Source organism: Pseudomonas sp. PH1b, assembly GCF_000633395.1.
Classification (GTDB): Bacteria; Pseudomonadota; Gammaproteobacteria; order Pseudomonadales; family Pseudomonadaceae; genus Aquipseudomonas.
In genome coordinates this window covers 14902-35422 of sequence record NZ_AYMU01000022.1, presented here as the reverse complement: position 1 = coordinate 35422, position 20521 = coordinate 14902, and the positions used below count along the sequence as shown (strand labels likewise).

The following is a 20521-nucleotide window of genomic DNA, read 5'->3' as shown; positions in this document are numbered from 1 at the left end:
GTTGCGCTTCCCCCTCAGGCGTGGGGTGTGGCAGCAGCTGCGGTCCTGGCGTGGCGAGGCTGTTCCAGTGTCACTTCATAGGCGCTGATGCCTGCTGCATGGCGCCCGACAATGTAGCCGAAGGTCATGGCCGGCCCCAGGTTGATCCCGCCGGACGGGTAGAACCCGCCCATGACACTGGCCATGTCGGTGCCTGCCGCATACAGCCCGGGGATCGCCGTGCCCGACGCATCCAGTACCTGGGCCTGAGGGTTGGTCCTGAGCCCGGCAAAGGTGCCGAAGCTGCCGGGCAGGACTTTAACCCCGTAGAACGGTCCCTGTTCGATCGGCGCCACGCACGGATTCGGGCCCGGGTACAGCGGGTCGCCCTGCTTGCGGTTGTAGGCGGTCGAGCCCCGGCCGAACTCGGGGTCCTGGCCTTGCCGGGCCTGCTGATTGAAGCCCTGCACCGTGTGCGCCAGGCCTTGCGGGTCGATGCCGCAGCGCCGCGCCAGGGCCTCGATGGAGTCGGCCCGCTGCAAGTAGCCGCTGCGCACCAGCGGGCCCACCGGCAAAGGGAAGGGGCGAGCGTAACCCAAGCCGTAGCGGCGCTGGAAACGGTGGTCGCAGATCAGCCATGAGGCCACTTCCTGCCCCGCGGGCACGGCCTCGACCATGGCCGCGGTGTAATCGTAGTAGCCGTCGGCTTCGTTGACGAAACGCTTGCCGCTGGCCAGGACGCCGATCAGCCCGGGCTTGGCCCGGTCGATGATATGGGGAAAATGCCCGACACTGCCGTCGGCATGCTGCACCCGCGACACCGGGGCCCAGGCCACCGGGCTGGCGAGATCGCGGGACAGCACTGCGCCGGCGGACTCACCAAGGCGGATACCGTCTCCCGAGCAGCTCGACGGTGGCAGCGCCAGGTGCTCATCGGGCCCTGGCGCTCGGGGAAACAGGGCCTGGCGCCGTACCGGGTCATGGGCAAAACCGCCGCTGGCCAGCACCACGCCACGGCGCGCGCGGATTTCCCGAGCCCCCTGGGGCGTGTCGACCAGGGCGCCATGCACCCGCTGTGCATCCTGCAGCAGTGAACGCGCCGGCGCCGATTCCAGCAGTTGTACCCCCAGCATCTCGGCGGATTTTGCCAGCCGGCCGATCAGCGCCACGCCGTTCACCAGGTGCATGGCCCGGCCGTGCAGCGCCAGGTCCCGCAGGTGACGGAGAAAACGCTTGCCGACATGCACCAGGGACTTGAACGAGCGGGTCATGCTGAGAAAGGCCCCGAGGTCGGCTCCGGCCATGATCGGCATGCCCATGAACGAGGTTTCCCGCAGGGTCCTGCGCAGGCGTGCCAGCAACGGGCCGATGTGCCGGGCGTCATAGGGCGCGGCAATGACCTGGTGACCCTCGACGCCGGCGCCGGGCACCCGGCCATGGATGTCTGGAATGCCGTTGCCGTCAACAAACTGCAGGGCCGTGTGCTGCTCGAAGAACGCCACCATCTGCGGCCCGTTGTCGAGAAAGGCGTCGATCAGCGGCGCGTCGTAGCGCGCGCCCAATTCATGCCGCAGGTAGGTGCGCGGTTGCTCTGGGTCTTCATGGATGCCGGCACGACGGGCCAGGGGGTTGCCTGGCACCCACATCCAGCCGCCGGACCAGGCGCTGGCCCCGCCGAACGTCGCGTCCTTTTCCACCACTATTACCTTGAGACCGTGCCAGGCAGCGGTTACGGCGCAGGCCAGGCCGGCGGCGCCGGAGCCGATCACCAGCAGGTCACAGTCCAAAGGAGGCAGGGTTGCAGCGGGGACTTCGCTCACGATGACGGGCCTTTTTCGATAGAAATGAATAAATGGAATTCGGTTCCATTTTTTTTGAAAAACTATTCCACAGTGCTCGGGAGGCTGTCAAACTCGATGTGCCCAGCCCTGTGCAACGCCCGTGGAACAGGGTTGCAGGGGCATGCTGAGGACGATGCTGGCCGCCCGGCAGGGCGCAGCTCAGGCCAGGGCCAGGGCGCCAATGGCCGGCGTGTTGTTTTCAGGGATATTGGGGGTTCAGGGAATGCGCCTGCTGCACGCTCGAGCGCGAGCCAGTTCCCTCGCCACGCTGTGCGGCGGGCAAAAAAACGCCGCGCTCCCGGGAGGGCAACGCGGCGTCGTTCAACGCTTGACGGGGCGCCGGATCAGCTCACCACGCGGTAGCAGGGCACATAGGCCGCGCCACCCGGCAGCTTCATGCGGTGCTGGGCGACGAAGGCTTTGAGCAACTCGTCCAGCGGCTGCATGATCGCCGGGTCGCCGTGGATGCTGTACGGCCCTTGCTGTTCGATCAGGCGGATGCCCTGGTCCTTGACGTTGCCGGCGACGATGCCGGAGAACGCCCGGCGCAGGTTGGCCGCCAGTTCGTGGGGCGGCAGGGCATGGCTCAGTTGCAGGTTGGCCATGTTCTCGTGGGTCGGGTCGAACGGGTGCTGGAAGCCCTCGTCGATCTTCAGCAGCCAGTTGAAGTGGAAGGCGTCGTTGCGCTCGCGGCGGAACTGCTTGACGGTCTTCAGGCCCTCGGTCATCTGCCGCGCCACTTCGGCCGGGTTGTCGATGATGATCTGGTAGTGCTTGCGCGCCGCTTCGCCGAGGGTGGCTACGACAAAGGCGTTGAGCTGCTCCAGGTAGGGCGCTGCGCTCCTGGGGCCGGTGAGGATCACCGGGAACGGCAGGTCCTGGTTGTCCGGGTGCATCAGGATGCCCAGCAGGTAGAGGAACTCTTCTGCAGTGCCGGCGCCGCCGGGGAAGATGATGATGCCGTGGCCGACACGGACGAAGGCCTCCAGGCGCTTCTCGATGTCCGGCAGGATCACCAGTTCGTTGACGATGGGGTTCGGCGCCTCGGCGGCGATGATCCCGGGCTCGGTCAGGCCCAGGTAGCGGCCGCCGCTCATGCGTTGCTTGGCGTGGGCGATGGTCGCGCCCTTCATCGGGCCCTTCATCACGCCCGGGCCGCAGCCGGTGCAGATATCCAGTTTGCGCAGGCCCAGTTCGTGGCCGACCTTCTTGGTGTACTTGTATTCCTCGGTATTGATCGAGTGGCCGCCCCAGCACACGACCATTTTCGGTTCCACGCCGGGGCGCAGGGTGCGGGCGTTGCGCAGCAGGTGGAAGACGTAGTCGGTGAGGCCCTGGGAGCTGTCCAGGTCAATGCGCTGGCTGCCCAGTTCGTTCTCGGTGTAGACGATGTCGCGCAGGGCGCTGAAGAGCATTTCCCGGGTGCTGGCGATCATCTCGCCGTCGACGAAGGCATCGGCCGGCGCGTTCAGCAGTTCCAGGCGTACGCCTCGGTCCTGCTGGTGAATGCGTACTTCGAAATCGTGGTAGGCGTCGAGGATGGTCTTGGCGTTATCGACGTGGGCGCCGGTGTTGAGAATGGCCAGGGCGCACTGGCGGAACAGGGTATAGATGCTGCCGGAGCCGGCGGCACTGAGTTGTTGCACTTCGCGTTGCGAGAGCGTCTCCAGGCTGCCTTTCGGGCTGACCGAAGCATTGATCACGTGTCTTTGCGGCATTAATGAATTCCTGAAAGCGAAGCCACCGCGACGCAAGCGGGCAGTGGCGAAAAAAGAGCAGGGCAGTGAATGGGACCGCCGATGGAGGCTGTTTACTCCTGGGGTCGAGTGAGAGAGTAAAGCGGATTTGCCGATCCTGCGCTGGCTGAATCTAACTCATTGCGGCCGGCCCTGGGGGCAAAAAATGTTGCACCGAGCCCCTGGCCCAAATCTGCGGGCCGTCCCGGGCATTGCCCGGGGGCTGCAGTTGCGGCTCAGAAAGTCGCGGCTGGCCCGGGCCTGAATCGCCATCCGGCCCGGCGCGAAGCCGGGCAGGGCACACGGATGCTAGAGCACGCTGCCCCGCGTCGGATCGACCAAGGGCGAGGCCCCGGCCTGTGCCAGGCGCTGCTGCAGGGCCTGATAGTCGTGGGCCTGGCCCCAGGCATGTTCGTCCAGGGTCACGCCGACCAATTGTAGGAACTCGAAGCGTCCGCTCGGCAGTTGCCAGGGGCCGGTAAACCCGGGTGCGGGAATGAACAGCAGGGCTTGCAGCAGGCTGTCGCCCCCGGTGATCGGCTGCCCGGTGCGCATCCGGTCCCAGGGGCCCAGGGGCTGTTGCCCGGCAAAACGCTCGGCGGCCAGCAGCAACTGGTAGGCGCAGAAGTTGCGCAGCAGGCGCAAGGCCCAGGGCGATTGCTCGGGGGTTTCCAGCAACAGTTCCAGGCCCAGGCCGGAGTCGCCGTCCGGTTCGGGCTGCTCATCTTCCCAGGCGTTGGACAGCCCCGAGGTGACGTACAGCCAACTGCTGCGGCCGGCGTTGGGCGGTGACTCGAACACGCCGTGGGTCAACCAGCGCGGATCGACCTCGCTCTGGCCGAAGACCTGGCTGAACAGCGCCATGTCCAGGGGGTAGATGCCCGGGCCCAGATCGCCGAACAGCGCCGGATAGAGCTCTTCTTCACGTTGCGCCCAGGCGGCTTCGAACCATGGGGCGGGGGTGGCTTGCGACATGCGGAGGCTTCCTTGAATGAGGCGGGCGGTTGCCCATCAACCGCCCTGAAGTCTGGCCCGGGTGCGCAGCAGAAGCTGCGCTGGCGCGGTCAGTGGCAGGCCGGGTCAGCCGATCACCAGCGATTGGGTCGCTTCCATCAGCAACGGCACCAGTTCATCGACCATCCGCGTCGCCGGCCACTGGCTCAGTGAGGCGGTGATGTTCACCGCGGCCACGGTCTGCAGGTGCAGGTTGCGGATCGGCGCGGCGACGCCGATCTGGCCGATCAGCACTTGTTCGCTGGCCAGCGCATAGCCTTGCTGGCGCGCTTGCAGAATGTCCTCGAACAGCTGCTGGCGATCCACCTGGGTCTGCTGGGTGAAGGGTTCCAGGGACTGGGCGGCGAGGCTGTCGCGGATGCGTGCGTCGGGCAGGGCGGCCAGCAGCACGCGTCCGGCGGAGGTGCACCAGGCCGGCATGCGGCGCCCGGGGAGCATTTCGGTGAAGGTCTGCTGAGTGCCGGGGATGCGCATCACATAGACGATGTCGTGGCCGCTGAGCAGGCTCAGGTTGACTGTCAGCGCGCAGCGTTCGCGAATCCGCGTCAGGGCCGGCAGCGCCTTGCTGATCAAGGGGTCCGAGTTCAGGTACAGGAAACCCAGCTCCAGGGCCTTGTGGGTCAGGCTGTAGCGTCGCGAGCGCTCGTCTTTTTGCAGGTAGCCCAGCTCGCACCAGGTGTAGGTGAAGCGTTGCGCCGCACTTTTGGTCATGTCGCAGTTCTGCGCCAACTCGGTCAGGCCGAGGGAGGCGTGGCCGCTGCGGAACATCTCCAGGACCCGGATGCCTTTCTCCAGTGTGGCGATGAACTGTGGATTGGCCTGTTCGCCGGCTTGTTCTGACACCTTGCATGGCTCCTTTATTGGGCTGCCTCCGGGGCGGGGCGAGCAGGGTAGCGCATATTGACCTACCCGGCACTTGGGATTATAAATAGTACCAAAATACAATACGCAGTATCGCTATACGATACTTTAGGAAAAAGATGAGCACTCAATCCGACGCCTCCCTCGTCATGCAATCGGCCTGCAGCCTGGCCGCGGACATCCGTGCCGGGCACCTGTCCGCCCGGGAACTGACCGAAGCCAGCCTGGCCGAGGTCGAGCGGCGCAACCCGCAGCTCAATGCCCTGGTCACCCTGGATGCCGAAGGCGCCTTGCGCCGTGCCGCCCGCGCCGATGAATACCAGGCCCAGGGTGGCCGGCTCGGGGCCCTGCATGGCTTGCCGGTGGCCCACAAGGATTCCTTCCCCACGGCGGGCATGCGCACCACCTGGGGATCGCCGGTGTATGCCGAGCATGTACCGACCCAGGACGCCCTGATCGTGCGGCGCCAGGCCGAGGCCGGTTCGATCCTGCTGGGCAAGAGCAACCTGCCGGAATTCGGCGCCGGCTCGCAGACCTTCAACCAGGTGTTTGGCGCCACCTTGAACCCCTATGCGCCGGGCATGACCTGCGGCGGTAGCAGCGGCGGTTCGGCGGTGGCCCTGGCTTGCGGCATGGTGGCCCTGGCTGATGGCACCGACATGGGCGGCTCGCTGCGCAACCCGGCCAGCTTCTGCAACATCGTCGGTTTGCGCCCGTCCATTGGCCGGGTGCCGAACTGGCCCAACAACAACAGCTTTGGCCAGCTCACCGTGGCCGGCCCCATGGGGCGTTGCGTGGCGGACGTGGCCTTGCTGCTGAGCGTGATTGCCGGCCCCGACCCCCGTGATCCCTTGTCGCTGCAGGAAGCGGCCGAAGGTTTTGCGCAGCTGCCGGAGCGGGACTTTCGCGCCGCGCGCATCGCCTACAGCCCGGACCTGGGCGGCCTGCCGGTGGACCCTGAGGTGCGCGCGGTGATCGAGGCTGGTGCCCGGCGCCTGGCTGGGCTGGGCTGCAGTGTCGAGCACGCCGAGCCGAGTTTCGCCGGTGCGGCCCAATCCTTCCAGGTGTTGCGGGCACTGACCTACGCCAGCGGCTACGCGTCGTTGCTGCAGAGCCATCGCGCACAGTTCAAGGACAGCCTGGTGTGGAACATCGAGTTGGCCAAGAGCTTCTGTGCCGAGGATGTGATCGGCGCCGAGCAGGTTCGTGCGCGGCTGTTTCGCGACATGCAGCAGTTGCTGGAGACTTACGATTTTCTGATCGCTCCGGTCAGCCAGGTGCCGCCGTTCCCGGTGCAGCAGGCGTTCGTCGAGCGCATCGGCGAGCAGCCGATGCACAGCTACATCGACTGGATGCAATCCTGTTCGCTGATCACCCTGACCGGGCATCCGGCGATTTCTGTGCCCTGCGGGTTCACCGAGCAGGGTTTGCCGGTGGGGCTGCAGATCATCGGCCGCTATCGCGATGAGCGCAGCCTGCTGCAATTTGCCCAGATGTTCGAAACCGCTAGCCGCGAGCACACTGCCCGCCGGCCGGATTGACCCGGCGCGGCCACGGCCGCACCCCACTGCAACCCCTATAACAATGCCAATGATTGGGAAGTTCTATGTCCAGTACTCGCAGTGCTTCACCCCAGCCCGCGGCCGCGCAACCGATCCGTGCGGCCTTGGGCTCGTTCCTCGGCACCTTGATCGAGTGGTTCGACTTCTATATCTACGCCACCGCCTCGGCGCTGATCTTCAGCCATGTGTTCTTTCCCGGCAGCAGCCAGTTGGTAGGCACCTTGTCGTCCTTCGCCACTCTGGCCGTAGGTTTTTTCGCCCGGCCCTTGGGCGGCATCATCTTCGGCCATTTGGGTGACCGTTTCGGGCGCAAGTACTCGCTGATTCTCACGCTATTCATGATGGGCGGCGCGACCGTGGGCATCGGCCTGCTGCCGTCCTATGCGCAGATCGGCTTCATGGCCCCGGTGCTGCTGGTGGTGCTGCGGGTGTTCCAGGGCATCGCCGTGGGCGGCGAGTGGGGCGGGGCGGTGCTGCTGGCCAGTGAGCATGCGCCCGAGCGGCGCAAGAGCTTCTATGCCTCGTTCGCCCAGCTGGGCAGCCCGGCGGGGCTGGTGCTGTCGCTGCTGACCTTCCGCTACATCAGCTCGCTGCCGGAGGCCGATATGCTGGCCTGGGGCTGGCGCCTGCCGTTTCTCGGCAGCGTGCTGCTGTTGCTGCTGGCGTTCCTCATCCGCCGCGGGGTCAATGAGTCGCCGGAGTTCGAGGCGCGGCGCAAGGACATTGCCGCTCGGACCCAGAAGCAGTCGCCGGTGAAAACGGTGGTGCGCGAATCCTGGCCGCTGATCCTGCTGGTGATGGGGGCCTGCACCATCGGCATTTCCTCGGCCTATTTCACCAACACCTTCATGATTGCCTATGCCACCCAGTTCATGGGCATCAAGAGCCAGGTGATTCTCGAATGCCTGTCGGTGGTGGCCATCGTGCAGTTGATCAACCAGCCGATCGCCGCCTGGCTGGCAGACAAGGTCGGTGCGGGGCGCTTCTTGTTGCTGGTGTCGGCTATCAGCGTTTTCGTGCCGTACCTGATGTTCACCCTGGTGGGCACCGGCCAGACGCTGATGATCATTCTCGGCATTTCCCTGACCAAGATCTTCTCCTCTGCGTTCTACGCGGTCATTGCTGGCTACATCGTCGAGATCTTCCCCTTGCATCAGCGCTATTCCGGCATCTCCCTGGCGTATCAGGGTTGCGGAGCGCTGATCGGCGGCACCACGCCGATGCTCGGAACCCTGATCGCCGGGCAGTTTGGCGGCCAGTGGTGGCCCCTGGCGGTGTTCTACTCGGCGCTGGCACTCACCTCTTTTGTCTGCGTGCTGTTGCTGATGCGTCGTCGCGCCCAGGCGGGTCGGGGCTGAGTGGAGGCCCCGGGCCTGGTAGCCGGCGCCGGGAAATCAGCCAAAGGCCTGGCGCAGCAGTTGCGGCAGGATCTGTCCGGCCGGGCCCACCAGGCTGTATTCCCCGGGGGCGCTGCAGGTGTGGGGCTGCGGGTTGATGTGCACCAGGGTGGCGCCCTGGTGCAGGGCCCGCAGGGGAATCTGCGCCGCCGGTTGCACCAGCCCCGAGGTGCCCACCGATAGCAGCAGGTCGCATTCATCGGCCGCCTTGAACGCATCCTTGAGGGCCTGCTGTGGCAGGGCTTCACCGAACCACACCACCCCGGGACGGATCTTGCCGTTGCAGCCGCTGCAGCGTGGCGGTTCCAGGCTGGCCCCCTGTTCCGGCAGCTCCGGCACCGGCAGTTGGCCGTTGAACGGGCGATTGCAGGCAAAGCATTTGGGCGTGTGCAGGCTGCCGTGCAGATGCAGGACTTCGGAGCTGCCTGCGCGCTCGTGCAGATCATCGACATTCTGCGTGACCAGGGTCAGGCGTGGCACCCGCCGGGCCAGTTCGGCGATGGCCAGGTGCGCGGGGTTGGGCTGGGCCTCGAGTACCTTCAGGCGCCGCCATTCGTACCAGCCCCAGACCAGCGCCGGGTCTTCGCGAAAGGCCTGGGGGGTGGCCAGGCGTGCCGGATCGAAGTGTTCCCACAAACCGCTCAAGGCATCGCGAAAGGTCGGGATGCCACTTTCCGCCGAGACGCCGGCGCCGGTGAACACCAGCAGGTGCCGGGCCTGGGCCAGGCGTTGGGGATCGAACTCCATGAACCGTGCGTCTCCATGGTCGAGGGCTATGGGCAGATGATTATCCGGACTCTGTTCGGACCTGTCCGAAAAACTCGTCGCAAGGCGTTCTGAAAGTGAATTAATCCGTTCGGCACCGCTCATAACTCTTGTCAGCGGTCCGGTCCGTATCCAGTTCATCCTCCCAGGGAGTGCCCACCCCATGAATCCAGCGTCGCCAGCCCAACAGGGCGCCTCACCCCGATTGATCCTGGTGGTGGAGGACGAGCCTACGGTGCTGGGTTTTCTGTGCGAGATCCTGGAGGACGAGGGTTTTACCACCCACGCTTGCGAGCGCGCCGACCAGGCCTGGGCCTTTCTGCAGAAGCGCGCCGCGGACGTGGCCATGCTGCTGACCGACATCACCATGCCCGGCACCCTCAATGGCGCCAGCCTGAGCAACCTGTGCCACGAGCACTGGCCGTGGATACCGATCCTGGTGATGTCGGGATTCGAGACCCCGGAGAGTTCCGGGGTGTGTTATCCGGTGAGCTTCATCCGCAAGCCCTGGACCATCGGCCAGATCCTCGACTGCGTGGAAGGCGCGCTGCAGTCGGCCCAAGGTTGACGCTTTGCGCCCCAACCCGGCCGATCGCTGGGGTTACTCCTTGACGCTCATGAACTCACGGGCCCAGACGATGTAGTCCTCGGGCAGGGTGTAGGTGTGAGCCAGTTCGGTGGCGCTCAGATCCGAGGCCTGGGTGAAGATCTGCCGCTGTTCCCGCAGGCAGTCGTAGGTGGCCTTGATCGCGGCAAAGTAGGCGGCGTGGCCGTCGACCGCAATTTTCACCCCCAGCTCGGCCAGGCGCGCATCGTCGCGCAGTGCCGGGTTGCCGTAGGTCACTAGCATCAGTGGCACGCTCAGGTGCTCGCTGATCTGTTCCAGCTGTTCGAAATCGCGAATGCCGACCATGCAGATCGCATCGGCGCCGGCCCGCTCGTACTGCTGGGTGCGGTTGATGATTTCCTGCACCGGGAGGATCCCGGCGTTGGTCCGGGCGATGATCGCCAGTTCCGGGTCGATCCGGGCCTCCAGGGCTGCGCGGATCTTGCCGACGCCTTCGGCGACGGAAATCAGGTCGGTGGATTTGCGCCCGAACTGCGCCGGCAGCAGGGTGTCCTCGATGGTCAGCGCGGCGATGCCGGCGCGTTCCAGTTCAACCACGGTGCGCATCACGTTGAGGGCGTTGCCGTAGCCGTGGTCGGCGTCGGCGATCACCGGCAGCTGGGCCACGCGGCCGATGCGGGTGGCCTGTTCGGCGAATTCACTGAGGGTGATCAAGGCGAAGTCGGGGGCTGCGAGAACCTGCAGCGAGGCCACGGAGCCGCCGAGGATGCCGACTTCAAAACCCAGGTCGGCAGCGATCCGCGCGGACATCGGGTCAAACACCGAAGCGGTGTGGTAGCAGGAGTTGGAAGCGATCAGTTCACGGAAACCGCGGCGCAGATCTTGATGGGAAAGCCTGGACATAACAGCTCCGAGATAGGATCGAGAGATCGACCTTGAGGTCGAGTCAAATTTTGCAATCAGTTCCCTTGGCGAGCCGGGGAAAGAGCGGCTCACAGCGAAACGTTAGTTGGGCAGATGAAGATGAAACAAGGTGGGTAGCAAGGCGTCTTTATCCCGCTCGGTTGCGCGAACCGGCGAGTTTGTTATGCGAGGCCGACATAGCAGGACGAGGCTATCACGCTCCGAGGCCCTAGTTGATGAGGATTTTGCATAGCATTATGCCGGACCGGCATTGGCATTTTTTTCTAACCAGATGTTTCCGAGATTCACTACATAACTTTCTGCAGGTTTCGCGACCCGCCGGCCAAGAGCCCGGGCACTTGTCGATCCCTGGCAAATCAACCAAGCTGCCGCGCCTCGGATTGCGGCTTTTCAGTGGCGCGACGGTTTTTGTTCAAGGATGCAGGCAATGGCGCTCAAGGTGTTGGTGGTCGGTGGTTATGGCAATTTTGGCAGCATTATCTGCCGCTATCTGACCCATATGCCCGGGTTGCACCTGGTGATTTCCGGGCGCGACCCCCTGAAGCTGGCGGCCAAGGTCGCCGCCCTGCAGGCCGAGGGCGCGACCTCCTGCGAGGGCTGGTGCGGCGATGCCATGGGCCCGCAATGGGCGCCGGCGTTGCAGAGCCTGGGCATCGACTGGGTGATCCACACTGGCGGGCCGTTCCAGGGTCAGTCCTATGCAGTGGCCCGGGGCTGCATCGAAGCCGGAGTCAATTATTGCGACCTGGCCGACTGCCGCCAGTTCGTGCGCGGCATCGACGTGCTGGATGCCCAGGCGCGGGCCGCCGGGGTGACGATCCTCAGTGGCTGCAGTTCGGTGCCGACCCTGTCGTCGGCGATCATCGATGAGCATCGCGGGCGTTTCTCCCGCATCGAGCGCATCGAGCACGGCATTTCCTCCTCGGCGAAGATGCCCGGGCTGTCGACCATCCAGGGCGTGCTGGCCTACGCCGGGCGGCCCATCCTGCAACTCAAGGATGGCCAGCCCGCTGCGGTGATCGGCTGGCAGGGCCTGACCCTGCGCACCCTGCCCAGGCTGGGTACACGCCTGCTGGCCAACGTCGATGTGCCGGACCTGGACCTGTTCGCCGCGCGCTACGGCGCCCACACCCTGAGCTTCAAGGCCGGTGCCGGGCTCAAGGTCGCCGGGTTGGCCAATGCCCTGCTGGCGCAGTTGGTGAAGGTTGGCCTGATCCGCGATCCGGCACCCTGGGCGGCGCGCCTGCACCGCTGCGGCACCTGGTTCGAGGCATTCGGCGACGGCCTTAGCGCCATGTATGTCGATGTCCACGGCCTGGGGCTGGATGGCCAGCCGCTGTCGATGACTGCGCAGCTCACCGGCAGCCACGACCACGGGCCGGAGATTCCCAGCTGCGCGGCGGTGGCGGTGGTGCGCAAGGTGCTTGCGGGCCATGTGCCGGCGCCGGGGGCCCGGGCCTGTGTCGGTGAGGTCAGCCTCGACGAGTACCTGCAGGCGATCAACGATCCGGACCACCTGCAGATCCAGGTTTGGTTTTCCCGCGAGAGCGCCTGAAGCCCTCTACCACTGCAGGGGCTGGGCGAAGTCCTTCCAGAACAGCCAGCGCTCCACCTCATGGTGCTCGCCGGTGCCGATCTGCCAGTCCGGGCGAGCGGTGTCCAGGGCGATCCTGACGATGATCCCGGCATAGGTCGCGGCCACCAGGGTCTTGCCGTCGGGGCTGATGTCCATGGCGCTGAAGCTCGAACCGACATAGTGCTGCCAGCGGTCCTCGCCGGTTTCGCTGAAGGCCCGCAGGTAGCCGTAGGCATCGCCGATGATGAACTCGTCGCCCCGGGACGTGGCGGCGTACACCCGGGCGCCGTCCTGCAGCACCGGGGTGCGCGGGTCGTCGCTGTAGAAATCGGTGGACAGCCCCGGCAGGTCGGCCACCGCCACCCCCAGGCTGGCACCGTTATAGAAGTGGCAGGCATTGAGCAGCAGGCGATCGCCGCGCCGGTTGAAACAGGCGAAGTGCGGGTACTCGCTGCCCGGGCCGATCTGTGCCACCAGTCGCAGTTGGGCGTCGTACACCAGGTGCGAGCCGCACTGTTCGCCTACGGCGATCCACTGGCCGTCCGGGGACACCGCGCCGTGCTCCATGCACAGGCCGATGTTCAGGTCATCGGCGACCACGCCGTCCTTCAGGTCCTGCTCTATGTCTTCCAGGCGCCGCAGCAGCCGGGTGGCGCCTTCGGCGTGCAGCACGAAGATGCCGTCGGCGCTTACCAGCAACACCCGGCGACCATCGGGGAAGGGGATCAGGGCGCTGGGGTTGGGGCGTTCACGAGCTTCCAGTTCCAGGCCTTCGGGCAGGCCGGCCAGCGGGTCTGGCCAGGCCAGGCTGGCCACCAGCGGGCCGTTCCAGCCATCGGTGACCTGGATTCCTTCGGCCCGGCCCCAGGCGAAATAGCGCCGCTGCGGGCACACACCAAAAAACTCCACCTGCTCCAGCACCTGGCTCTGGCCGTCAGCGATATGCACCACGGAACCGGCCTGGTAGGGCGCGCCGATGCGTGCCAGCAGGCTGCCGTCGTCGAGCAGGGCCAGGGCCGGGATCATCTGTCCCTGTTGATCCAGGAGTGGCGACAGCGGGAAGTGCGCCGGCGGCCAGTCCTGGCGAAAGGCTGCCCGCCGGGCCGGGTCGTGGCCGCCCCGGTTGCTTTCTTCCAGGGCGGCCTGCCAGGCCTCCAGCAGCTTCTCGGTGCGCGGCATGTAGGGTTCTTTCAGGCCTTTCCAGCCTTCGCGGTTGCCGGTCTCGACGTAGCGATTGACGCCTTTGGCATAGATCATCACGGCGCGATGCCATTGTTGTTGCGGGGACAGTGGGGGGCTCGAATCGGCCATCTGCGCAGGACTCCTTGTAGCGTCAGAGAGGGGCAGTGCGGCCCCTGGATGGACCGCAAAGGGCCGCAGTCTATCCCGTCGCAGGGATTCGATGCACCCCGCCCGCGGCTCAGGGCGCGTAGGTGCTCACGCAATTGCGCCCGGCGTGCTTGGAGGCATACAGCGCCTGGTCGGCCCATTCGATCAGGCAGCGATGATCCCGCGATGGCCGATCGAGGCAGGCGATGCCCAGGCTGATGGTGAAGGCGATGGCCTGGTCGTTGTGCAGGACCCTCTGGGCTTGCACTGACTGGCGCAGGCGCTCGGCCAGGGTGCGGGCCCCGGCGAGGTCGGTGTGGGGCAGCAGGATGGCGAACTCTTCGCCGCCATAGCGCCCGGCCACGTCGCTGTCGCGCACGTGCTCGTGGATCAGCTCCGACAGGCGCTTGATCACCGCATCGCCGGCCTGGTGGCCGTAGCGGTCGTTGATCGACTTGAAGTGGTCGATGTCCAGCATCAGCAGGGCGATGCCATGGCCGTGGCGGCTGTACTCGAACTGCAGGCGCTGTTCCCAGTGGCCGCGGTTGTACAGCTGGGTCAGGTGATCGGTGCGCGACAGGTGCTGCAGCTGCTGGTTGGCCTTCTGCAGTGCCAGGCTGTTGATCGCCACATCGGTGAGGTCATAGATCACCAGGCACACATGATGGATCTCGCTGTTGGCGGAGCGCAGCGGCAGCAGCGTGGTGTTCTGGTACATGAACTCGCCCTGGCCGGTGATCGGCTGGTAGTTCTTGAAGCGCACCAGGTACGGCCGCTGTTTCCAGATGGTGAAGGCTGGCGTGCCGAGGGCCACCACACGCCCGACCTTGCGGCTGAACCAGGGCCGCTCGACCTCGGGGAACAGCTCGAAGAACGAGCAGTCGATGGCCTGTTTCGACGGCACCCCGGAGCGGTTTTCCATGAAGCTGTTCCACACCTGGACCCGGCACTCGAGGTCGAGCACTACGATCCCCACGTCGATGCTCTGGACCACCGCCAGCAACCAGTGCAACTCACTGAAATCCATTCGTCTGGGCATGGCTCAATTCATCAGGTAGGCGAGTTTCTGTTCCAGCAAGGCCATGGAACCCTCGGTGAACAACAGCAACAGGTCAAAGTGAATGTTCTGCTCCTCCAGGCTGTAGCTGATCTCCACCGCCTGGGTGGTTTTCCAGCGTTGCTGGTTGAGCACGATCAACTCGTCGATGCTGGTGTGCTCCCCCAGTACCTGGGGATGGCCGACGGAGAAGAACACGTCCAACTGGTCGGCGATGCTGCTCAGGCAAGCGCCGATCAGCACGCTGGACAGGTCGATCAGCACTTCCATTTCCTGGTAGGGATCGGTGCCTTGCTCCATCAACTGGGCGATGTCGGCCACCTCCGAGTCGTAGAACATCAGCAGCGCCTCGCCGGCGATGCCGCTGCCGATGTAGCTCTGGCAGATGGCGGTCAATTGCCGGGCGCGATTGGCGTCGGCCAGGAGCATCTGCAACTCGCCGGCTTCCAGCACATTGACGTGGGGAATGGGCAAGTGCACGAAGACGTCCAGGACCCTGGCGATCAGCGCCGCGGCGTAGCCCATGGAGACATTCACGGTTTCCCGGAAGGCATCGCGAAAGCTCACCAGCGGGGCCGGCGACAGGTGCGGGGTGAGCGGTGAGTCGGCGCTGTCCAGCAGTTGCAGTTGGTTGAGCAACTCACGCAGTTGCTGCGGATCGAAGGGCTTCTTGAGGAAGGCCCGGGCCCCGAGCTCGCGGGTGCGGCGCACGGCTTCTTCCTGCACGTCGCCGGAGATGACGATGATCTGCGCGTCGATGCCTTCTTCCTGCACCGCGCTCAACACCTGGTAGCCGTCCATCACCGGCATGGTCAGGTCCAGCAGCGCCACCTTTCCCAATCCGCGGCGCAGGGCTTCAAGGCCCTCCCGCCCATTGCTGGCCTGGGTCACGGACACCCGCCACTCGCTGGGCAGGGTACGCAGTACCTGCTTTCTGGCCATGCTCGAGTCATCGCAGACGAGAAGGGGAATCATCGGGATCGGACGCTCATTCGAAAAAATCCGTAGTGGGATAGTGTTCGGGAATGTAACGAGTTGCCGGTGTGATAATTATCTTGTAACAGGCTGTCCGTGCCGCGCCGCACTATAGTTCGACGGGCAATCAAAGAACAAGTAGTTCGGTGTCGTGAATATTTGTTTCAGGTCAATATTCGAACAAGTTCGATATGCCCTGTGCTACTTCGTGGTCCGGATAAGTATTCGCTACTGTGTCGCCGGTTGTTCTCGGTGGGCTCCGAGCCTGGGTTAGCTTACCCGGGCAAAGGAGGGCGAGGGCTATAGACTGCGGTTCTGGCTTATTGCCTGCCTGTTTTCTGGCGTTCAAAAAATGACGCGCTGTACATTCAACTCCATTGTTGGAAGTTGTAATTGTCCAGTCGCTTCGTGGCCGGTGCGGACATATCGAGAGTGTTGGCAAGTATCACTTCAATGGCAGTGTTGCAAGTTGACCACCAGTGATCTTGCGTTGGCGATGATTGTCTTTTGCAATATTCACTCAACTATAAAACTGTGCACTCGGTGGCAATTGGCACTCGCTGCATCAGTGTCTTCGAGGCACTAGGGAGTGCTACCCGTTGCGCTGTTGACAGGTCGAGTCGCCTGGATCCCGTGAGCGATCCCAGTGATGGTTTGCCGTGAGGCCGAGCATGCGAACCCTGGACCTGCGCGGCTGTTCCAGCGGCGGAATCCGGGCTAAATGCAACAAAACCTTGCTGCGAACAGTTCGCGGGTCGCCGCGCAAATGGCTGCAGCCCTTGTCGGGTGCGGCGTGGGCAGGTGGGGAGGGAAGCGGCGTGGTTGCGGCCAAAAAAATGTCAGATTTTGAGTCCCGGCCTGGACCTTTTCTCGCAATGCGCAATCATTACAGCGTGGAAAACATAAGGAGAGACGCATGTTCATTCGGTCATTGACCCTCGCTACTCTGCTGGCTGTTGCCGGTCCCATCCTGGCTGCCGATAACGATGGCCCCTTGACCCAGGACCTGGGCAAATCCCGGCCGCTGATCGTGATCGCCCCCAGCACCGTGGACCCGACCCTGGTGAGCCTGAAGAAGTCCCTGGACGAACCGGCCACCCGTCAAGCCTTCAACGAACGCAACATGGTCCTGTACACGGTGATCAACACCATCGGCCAGCGCGACGGCAAGGACATCGACCCGCAATCCACCATGGCCCTGATCCGCAGCCTCAAACTGGGGGCGAGCGGCCAGACCAAGGTGATCCTGGTGGGCAAGGACGGCGAGAAGAAGCTCGAGCACTCCGGGGCCATCGAGCTCAAGGACGTGTTCGCTGCCGTCGACCAACTGCCGGCCACCGAGAAGCAGGCCGCCGCGCCAGCCCCGGCCCCCGAGCCGGAAGCCAAGCCGGCCAATGCCAAGGCCGGCAAAGCGGCCAAGCCGGCTGCAGCGCCCAAGGCCCTGGACGACTGAACAGGCTTGCCGGGGGCGGGCCTGGCCCGTGCCCCGGTGGTCTGTCCGCGGGGCAGACGGCCTGGCTCACAGCTGGTTCAGGGTCTGGCACAGGCCGTGAACGATCATTTCCACTTCCGATTCGTCGATCACCAGCGGTGGCAGCAGGCGGATGGTCCTGCCCCGGGTGACGTTGATCAGCAAGCCGTGGTCCCGGGCGGCGATCTGCACCAGGCCACTGGCCGGGCTGGCCAGGTCGATGCCGATCATCAGTCCCAGGCCGCGAATCTGCAGCACCCCGGGATGCCCCTTGAGTTCTTCGCCCAGCCGCCGCAGGAGCAGCGCACCCTGACGCTCGGCGTTGGCCAGCAGGCCTTGCTCCTCGATGATCTCCAGCACCGTGCAGGCCACCCGGCAGGCCAGGGGATTGCCACCAAAGGTGCTGCCGTGGCTGCCCGGGGTGAACAACTGGGCGGCCTTGCCCCGGGCCAGGCAGGCGCCGATAGGGATGCCGTTGCCCAGGCCCTTGGCCAGGGTCATCACGTCCGGCACCACGCCTTCGTGCTGGCAGGCGAACCAGCGACCACTGCGACCGATGCCGCTCTGGATCTCGTCGAGCATCAGCAGCCAGTTGCGCCGGGTGCAGAGTTCACGCAGGGCTTTGAGGTAGCCCGCGGGTGCCAGCTGGATGCCGCTCTCGCCCTGGACCGGTTCCATCAGCACCGCGCTGATCCGTGGGCCATGCTCGGCAGCGGCGGCCTCCAGGGCCGCCAGGTCACCGAACGGCACCTTGAGGAAATCCCCCGGCAACTGACCGTAGGCCAGGCGCACCGCCGGCCCGTCGCTGGCCGACAGGGTGCCCAGGGTACGACCGTGGAACCCGTTCTCCATGACCACCACCAGCGGTTGCTCGATGCCCTTGTGCCAGCCGTGAAGGCGCGCCAGCTTGAGCGCGGTTTCGTTGGCCTCGGCCCCGGAGTTGTTGAAGAAGGCCCGGTCCATGCCGGCCAGGGCCGTCAGCCTGGCCGCCAGTTGCTGCTGCCAGTCGATGTTGTACAGGTTGGAGGTGTGCAGCAGCAGGCCGGCCTGTTCGCTGATGGCGCTGACCAGCCGGGGGTGGGAATGGCCGACTCCGGTCACCGCCACGCCGGCGATGGCGTCCAGGTATTCGCGCCCGGCCTGGTCCCAGAGTCGGGTGCCCAGGCCCTTGCAAAAGCTCAGGGACAGGGGCTGGTAGGTGCTCATCAGGCAGGCGGCGCTCATGGCGGGTAACTCCATCTCGGGTGGGTGTGGCGCCAGTATCGTTAGCCACCGGAGCTAGATAAACTCGTCATTTCTTTAATCATCTTCAAGTCAGGGTTGATAATGGATCTGTTCCAGGCGATGTCGGTGTACGTCAAGGTGGTGGAGGCGGGCAACATGACCGCGGCGGCCCGTGAATGCGGCCTGTCCACCACCATGGTGGGCAATCACCTCAAGGCCCTGGAGCAGCGCCTAGGGCTGCGCCTGCTCAACCGCACCACCCGCCGCCAGCGCCTGACCGAGTTCGGTACCGAGTACTACCAGCGCTGCCTGGCGGTGCTGGGGTTGGTGGCGGATTCCGAGCGCTTGGCGGAGCAGGTCCAGGACCAGCCTTCCGGCACCTTGCGCATCACTGCGCCATTGACCTTCGGCACCGAGCGCCTGGCCCCGGCCCTGAGCGAATTCCTCCAGCGCTGCCCCCTGGTCAAGGTGGAGTTGACCCTGGCCAACCAGCGCTTCGACCTGAGCGACGGTACCTTCGATGTGGCCATCCGCCTGGGTAGCCTGGACACCGCCTCGCTGATCGCCCGGCCCCTGCAGGACTACACCCTGACCATCTGCGCAGCGCCGGCCTACCTGGAACGGTGTGGCACTCCCCAAGTGCCGGACGACCTGCGCCAGCACAACTGCCTGGCGTTCGCCTATCCGGCTGGTGACGAGTGGAGTTCCACGGCCACCCAATGGCCCCTGCGCGGGCCCGAGGGCGACCTGCTGATTCCGGTGTCCGGTTCATTGCTGACCAACACCTCGTCCGGCCTGCACCGCGCAGCGCGAGGCGGCCTGGGGCTGGTGATGATGCCCGACGCACTGGTGGAGGAGGACCTGCAACAGGGACGGCTGGTGCCGGTGCTGCAGGACTACCAGTTGCCCCTGCGGGCGATGCACTTGTTGTATGCCCAGGACCGTTACCGCCTGCCCAAGCTGCGTAGCTTCGTCGATTTCGCCCTGGAGAAATGGGGCCGGCCAGAGGTCGACAGAACCTAGGCCGACTCGCTGGCCAGCAGCATCAGCGCCGCCGACAGGGTGTGCCCATCGGTGATCTTGCCGGCGGCAACCATCGCCAGCAGCTCCTGGCGGCTGACCCACAGCAGCGCGTCGACTTCGCCATCGGTAGCGGCGCCATCCTGCTCGGCGATCTGCACCTGGCACACCGCGACCGCGCTGGCGATCAGCGAAGTATTGCTGTGCAGCAGCCCCAGCTGGCGTACCGCCGTGGCCTGCCAGCCGGTCTCTTCCAGCAATTCCCGAGCGGCGGCCGCGCAGGGCGTTTCCCCGGCGTCGATGGCGCCTCGGGGAAACTCGATGGACTGGCCGCCGATGGCCCGGCGCCTGAGGTCCACTAGCATCAGCCGGCCATCGGCCAGGGTCGGCACGGCCACTACACCGTTCACCGCCTGGGCTTCCTTGATGATGAAATAGCCCTGTTCGCGGACCACCTTGAAGTAGGGGGTTTCCAGCAGGCACTGGTTGTCGGGGATGGAACTCATGGGGGGTATCACTCCAGAAAACAACGATCGAACAAGTACAGTTCGCCAGGCTTGAGGTGTTCCACGGTGGCCTGTGGCCGGCCGCCGTCGCCGCTTTTCTTGCGCCCGGTTTCACGCAGGTAGGCGGCCTCGGTCATCTTCAGCAGGCGCTGGCGGATGCTGGTCTTGAGCACCGGCCGCTGCAGCACCAGGGAGAAGATGTTCACCGCTTCCGGGGCGCTGAACTCGTTGCCGAGAAACATCAGCGGCAGGCTGCTGTACAGGGATTTGGACAGCAATCGCTCATGGGCCTGGGCCACCAGGCTGTTGTGGTCGAAGGGCAGCTTGAAGGCACCGCTGGCGACCTTGGCGAGGGCGAAGAACCCCTGCTGCGCGGCAGGCTCCACGGGGTCGCTGACAATCCCCAGGTAGAAGGTCGAGGACGACCAGCAACGGGGGTCGCGAAAGGCGTCGCCAACTGTGCCCACCTGTTCCATCCAGGCCACCGGCAGGTCGACCTTGGCCGAGCGCCGTAGACGCTCCACGGCATCGTTCAGGCTGCGGTCCTCGACATCGCCGTTGACCACGATGCCCGGCAACGCCCAGTGCCCGGCGAAGGGTTCGGTGTCCCGTTGGTGCAGCAGGATTTCCAGCTCGCCGCGCTCGCGGTTGTAGCGCAGCAGGCACAGGTCGATGGTGTGCAGGTAGGCGCTGGGGAGGGGAGGACGGTGGTGCAT

Annotated in this window: 18 protein-coding genes; 6 read left to right on the top strand and 12 right to left on the bottom strand. The window is 65.2% G+C overall.

Features of this window, described 5'->3' with window-relative positions:
• Positions 1-14: 14 nt before the first annotated feature.
• The 4 genes from U873_RS0127605 to U873_RS0127590 all read right to left on the bottom strand — a co-directional run bounded on the left by U873_RS0127605 (position 15) and on the right by U873_RS0127590 (position 5413).
• The gene (locus tag U873_RS0127605) at positions 15-1799 is read right to left on the bottom strand and encodes an FAD-dependent oxidoreductase (RefSeq protein ID WP_025131323.1); all 1785 of its coding nucleotides are present in this window, start codon (positions 1797-1799) and stop codon (positions 15-17) included.
• A gap of 365 nt (positions 1800-2164) precedes the next feature.
• Positions 2165-3538 (bottom strand): nucleotide 5'-monophosphate nucleosidase PpnN, encoded by a 1374-nt coding sequence (ppnN, locus tag U873_RS0127600; protein ID WP_025131322.1) that lies wholly within the window; start codon positions 3536-3538, stop codon positions 2165-2167.
• 327 nt (positions 3539-3865) lie between these two features.
• Entirely contained in the window at positions 3866-4531 is a 666-nt protein-coding gene (locus U873_RS0127595) for a suppressor of fused domain protein (RefSeq protein WP_025131321.1), read from the bottom strand.
• Positions 4532-4636: 105 nt separating this feature from the next.
• On the bottom strand, positions 4637-5413 hold the full coding sequence (locus U873_RS0127590) for an IclR family transcriptional regulator (protein WP_025131320.1): 777 nt from the start codon (positions 5411-5413) through the stop codon (positions 4637-4639).
• Between the two features lie 137 nt (positions 5414-5550).
• On the opposite strand from U873_RS0127590, the gene U873_RS0127585 reads away from it, so the two are divergent.
• Positions 5551-6972, top strand: a complete 1422-nt coding sequence (locus U873_RS0127585; RefSeq protein ID WP_025131319.1) for an amidase — start codon at positions 5551-5553, stop codon at positions 6970-6972.
• A 65-nt stretch (positions 6973-7037) separates the two neighbouring features.
• Positions 7038-8351, top strand: a complete 1314-nt coding sequence (locus U873_RS0127580; protein WP_029978694.1) for an MFS transporter — start codon at positions 7038-7040, stop codon at positions 8349-8351.
• 36 nt (positions 8352-8387) lie between these two features.
• Here the strand turns inward: U873_RS0127580 and U873_RS0127575 are convergent, their stop codons facing one another.
• Positions 8388-9137 carry an NAD-dependent deacylase gene (locus tag U873_RS0127575; protein ID WP_025131318.1) on the bottom strand — a complete coding sequence of 250 codons (750 nt, stop codon included), beginning with the start codon at positions 9135-9137 and terminating at the stop codon, positions 8388-8390.
• Between the two features lie 181 nt (positions 9138-9318).
• Between U873_RS0127575 and U873_RS0127570 the strand changes: the two genes are divergently transcribed.
• Positions 9319-9723, top strand: a complete 405-nt coding sequence (locus U873_RS0127570; protein WP_025131317.1) for a response regulator — start codon at positions 9319-9321, stop codon at positions 9721-9723.
• A 33-nt stretch (positions 9724-9756) separates the two neighbouring features.
• On the opposite strand, the gene U873_RS0127565 is transcribed toward U873_RS0127570, so the two are convergent.
• Entirely contained in the window at positions 9757-10626 is an 870-nt protein-coding gene (locus tag U873_RS0127565) for an oxaloacetate decarboxylase (protein ID WP_025131316.1), read from the bottom strand.
• A gap of 448 nt (positions 10627-11074) precedes the next feature.
• Here U873_RS0127565 and U873_RS0127560 point away from each other — a divergent pair, with 448 nt between their 5' ends.
• Positions 11075-12202: a saccharopine dehydrogenase family protein gene (locus U873_RS0127560; protein WP_025131315.1), complete on the top strand. Its 1128-nt coding sequence runs from the start codon at positions 11075-11077 to the stop codon at positions 12200-12202.
• 6 nt (positions 12203-12208) lie between these two features.
• Here the strand turns inward: U873_RS0127560 and U873_RS0127555 are convergent, their stop codons facing one another.
• The 3 genes from U873_RS0127555 to U873_RS0127545 all read right to left on the bottom strand — a co-directional run bounded on the left by U873_RS0127555 (position 12209) and on the right by U873_RS0127545 (position 15584).
• Positions 12209-13534: a hypothetical protein gene (locus U873_RS0127555; RefSeq protein WP_025131314.1), complete on the bottom strand. Its 1326-nt coding sequence runs from the start codon at positions 13532-13534 to the stop codon at positions 12209-12211.
• 109 nt (positions 13535-13643) lie between these two features.
• Positions 13644-14591: a sensor domain-containing diguanylate cyclase gene (locus U873_RS0127550; protein WP_025131313.1), complete on the bottom strand. Its 948-nt coding sequence runs from the start codon at positions 14589-14591 to the stop codon at positions 13644-13646.
• Between the two features lie 3 nt (positions 14592-14594).
• Positions 14595-15584, bottom strand: coding sequence for a response regulator (locus U873_RS0127545; RefSeq protein ID WP_025131312.1), 990 nt, complete (start codon positions 15582-15584; stop codon positions 14595-14597).
• 916 nt (positions 15585-16500) lie between these two features.
• On the opposite strand from U873_RS0127545, the gene U873_RS0127540 reads away from it, so the two are divergent.
• Positions 16501-17037, top strand: a complete 537-nt coding sequence (locus tag U873_RS0127540) for a DUF4174 domain-containing protein (protein WP_025131311.1) — start codon at positions 16501-16503, stop codon at positions 17035-17037.
• A 66-nt stretch (positions 17038-17103) separates the two neighbouring features.
• On the opposite strand, the gene U873_RS0127535 is transcribed toward U873_RS0127540, so the two are convergent.
• Entirely contained in the window at positions 17104-18279 is a 1176-nt protein-coding gene (locus tag U873_RS0127535; RefSeq protein WP_025131310.1) for an aspartate aminotransferase family protein, read from the bottom strand.
• Positions 18280-18381: 102 nt separating this feature from the next.
• Here U873_RS0127535 and U873_RS0127530 point away from each other — a divergent pair, with 102 nt between their 5' ends.
• Entirely contained in the window at positions 18382-19302 is a 921-nt protein-coding gene (locus U873_RS0127530) for a LysR family transcriptional regulator (RefSeq protein WP_025131309.1), read from the top strand.
• Here the strand turns inward: U873_RS0127530 and U873_RS0127525 are convergent.
• Both U873_RS0127525 and U873_RS0127520 read right to left on the bottom strand, forming a co-directional pair.
• Complete coding sequence (locus U873_RS0127525; RefSeq protein ID WP_025131308.1) at positions 19299-19805, bottom strand: NUDIX hydrolase; 507 nt, start codon at positions 19803-19805, stop codon at positions 19299-19301. The genes U873_RS0127530 and U873_RS0127525 overlap by 4 nt on opposite strands.
• Positions 19806-19813: 8 nt before the next feature.
• A complete protein-coding gene (locus U873_RS0127520; RefSeq protein WP_025131307.1) occupies positions 19814-20521 on the bottom strand; it encodes an NUDIX hydrolase in 708 nt (235 codons plus the stop codon).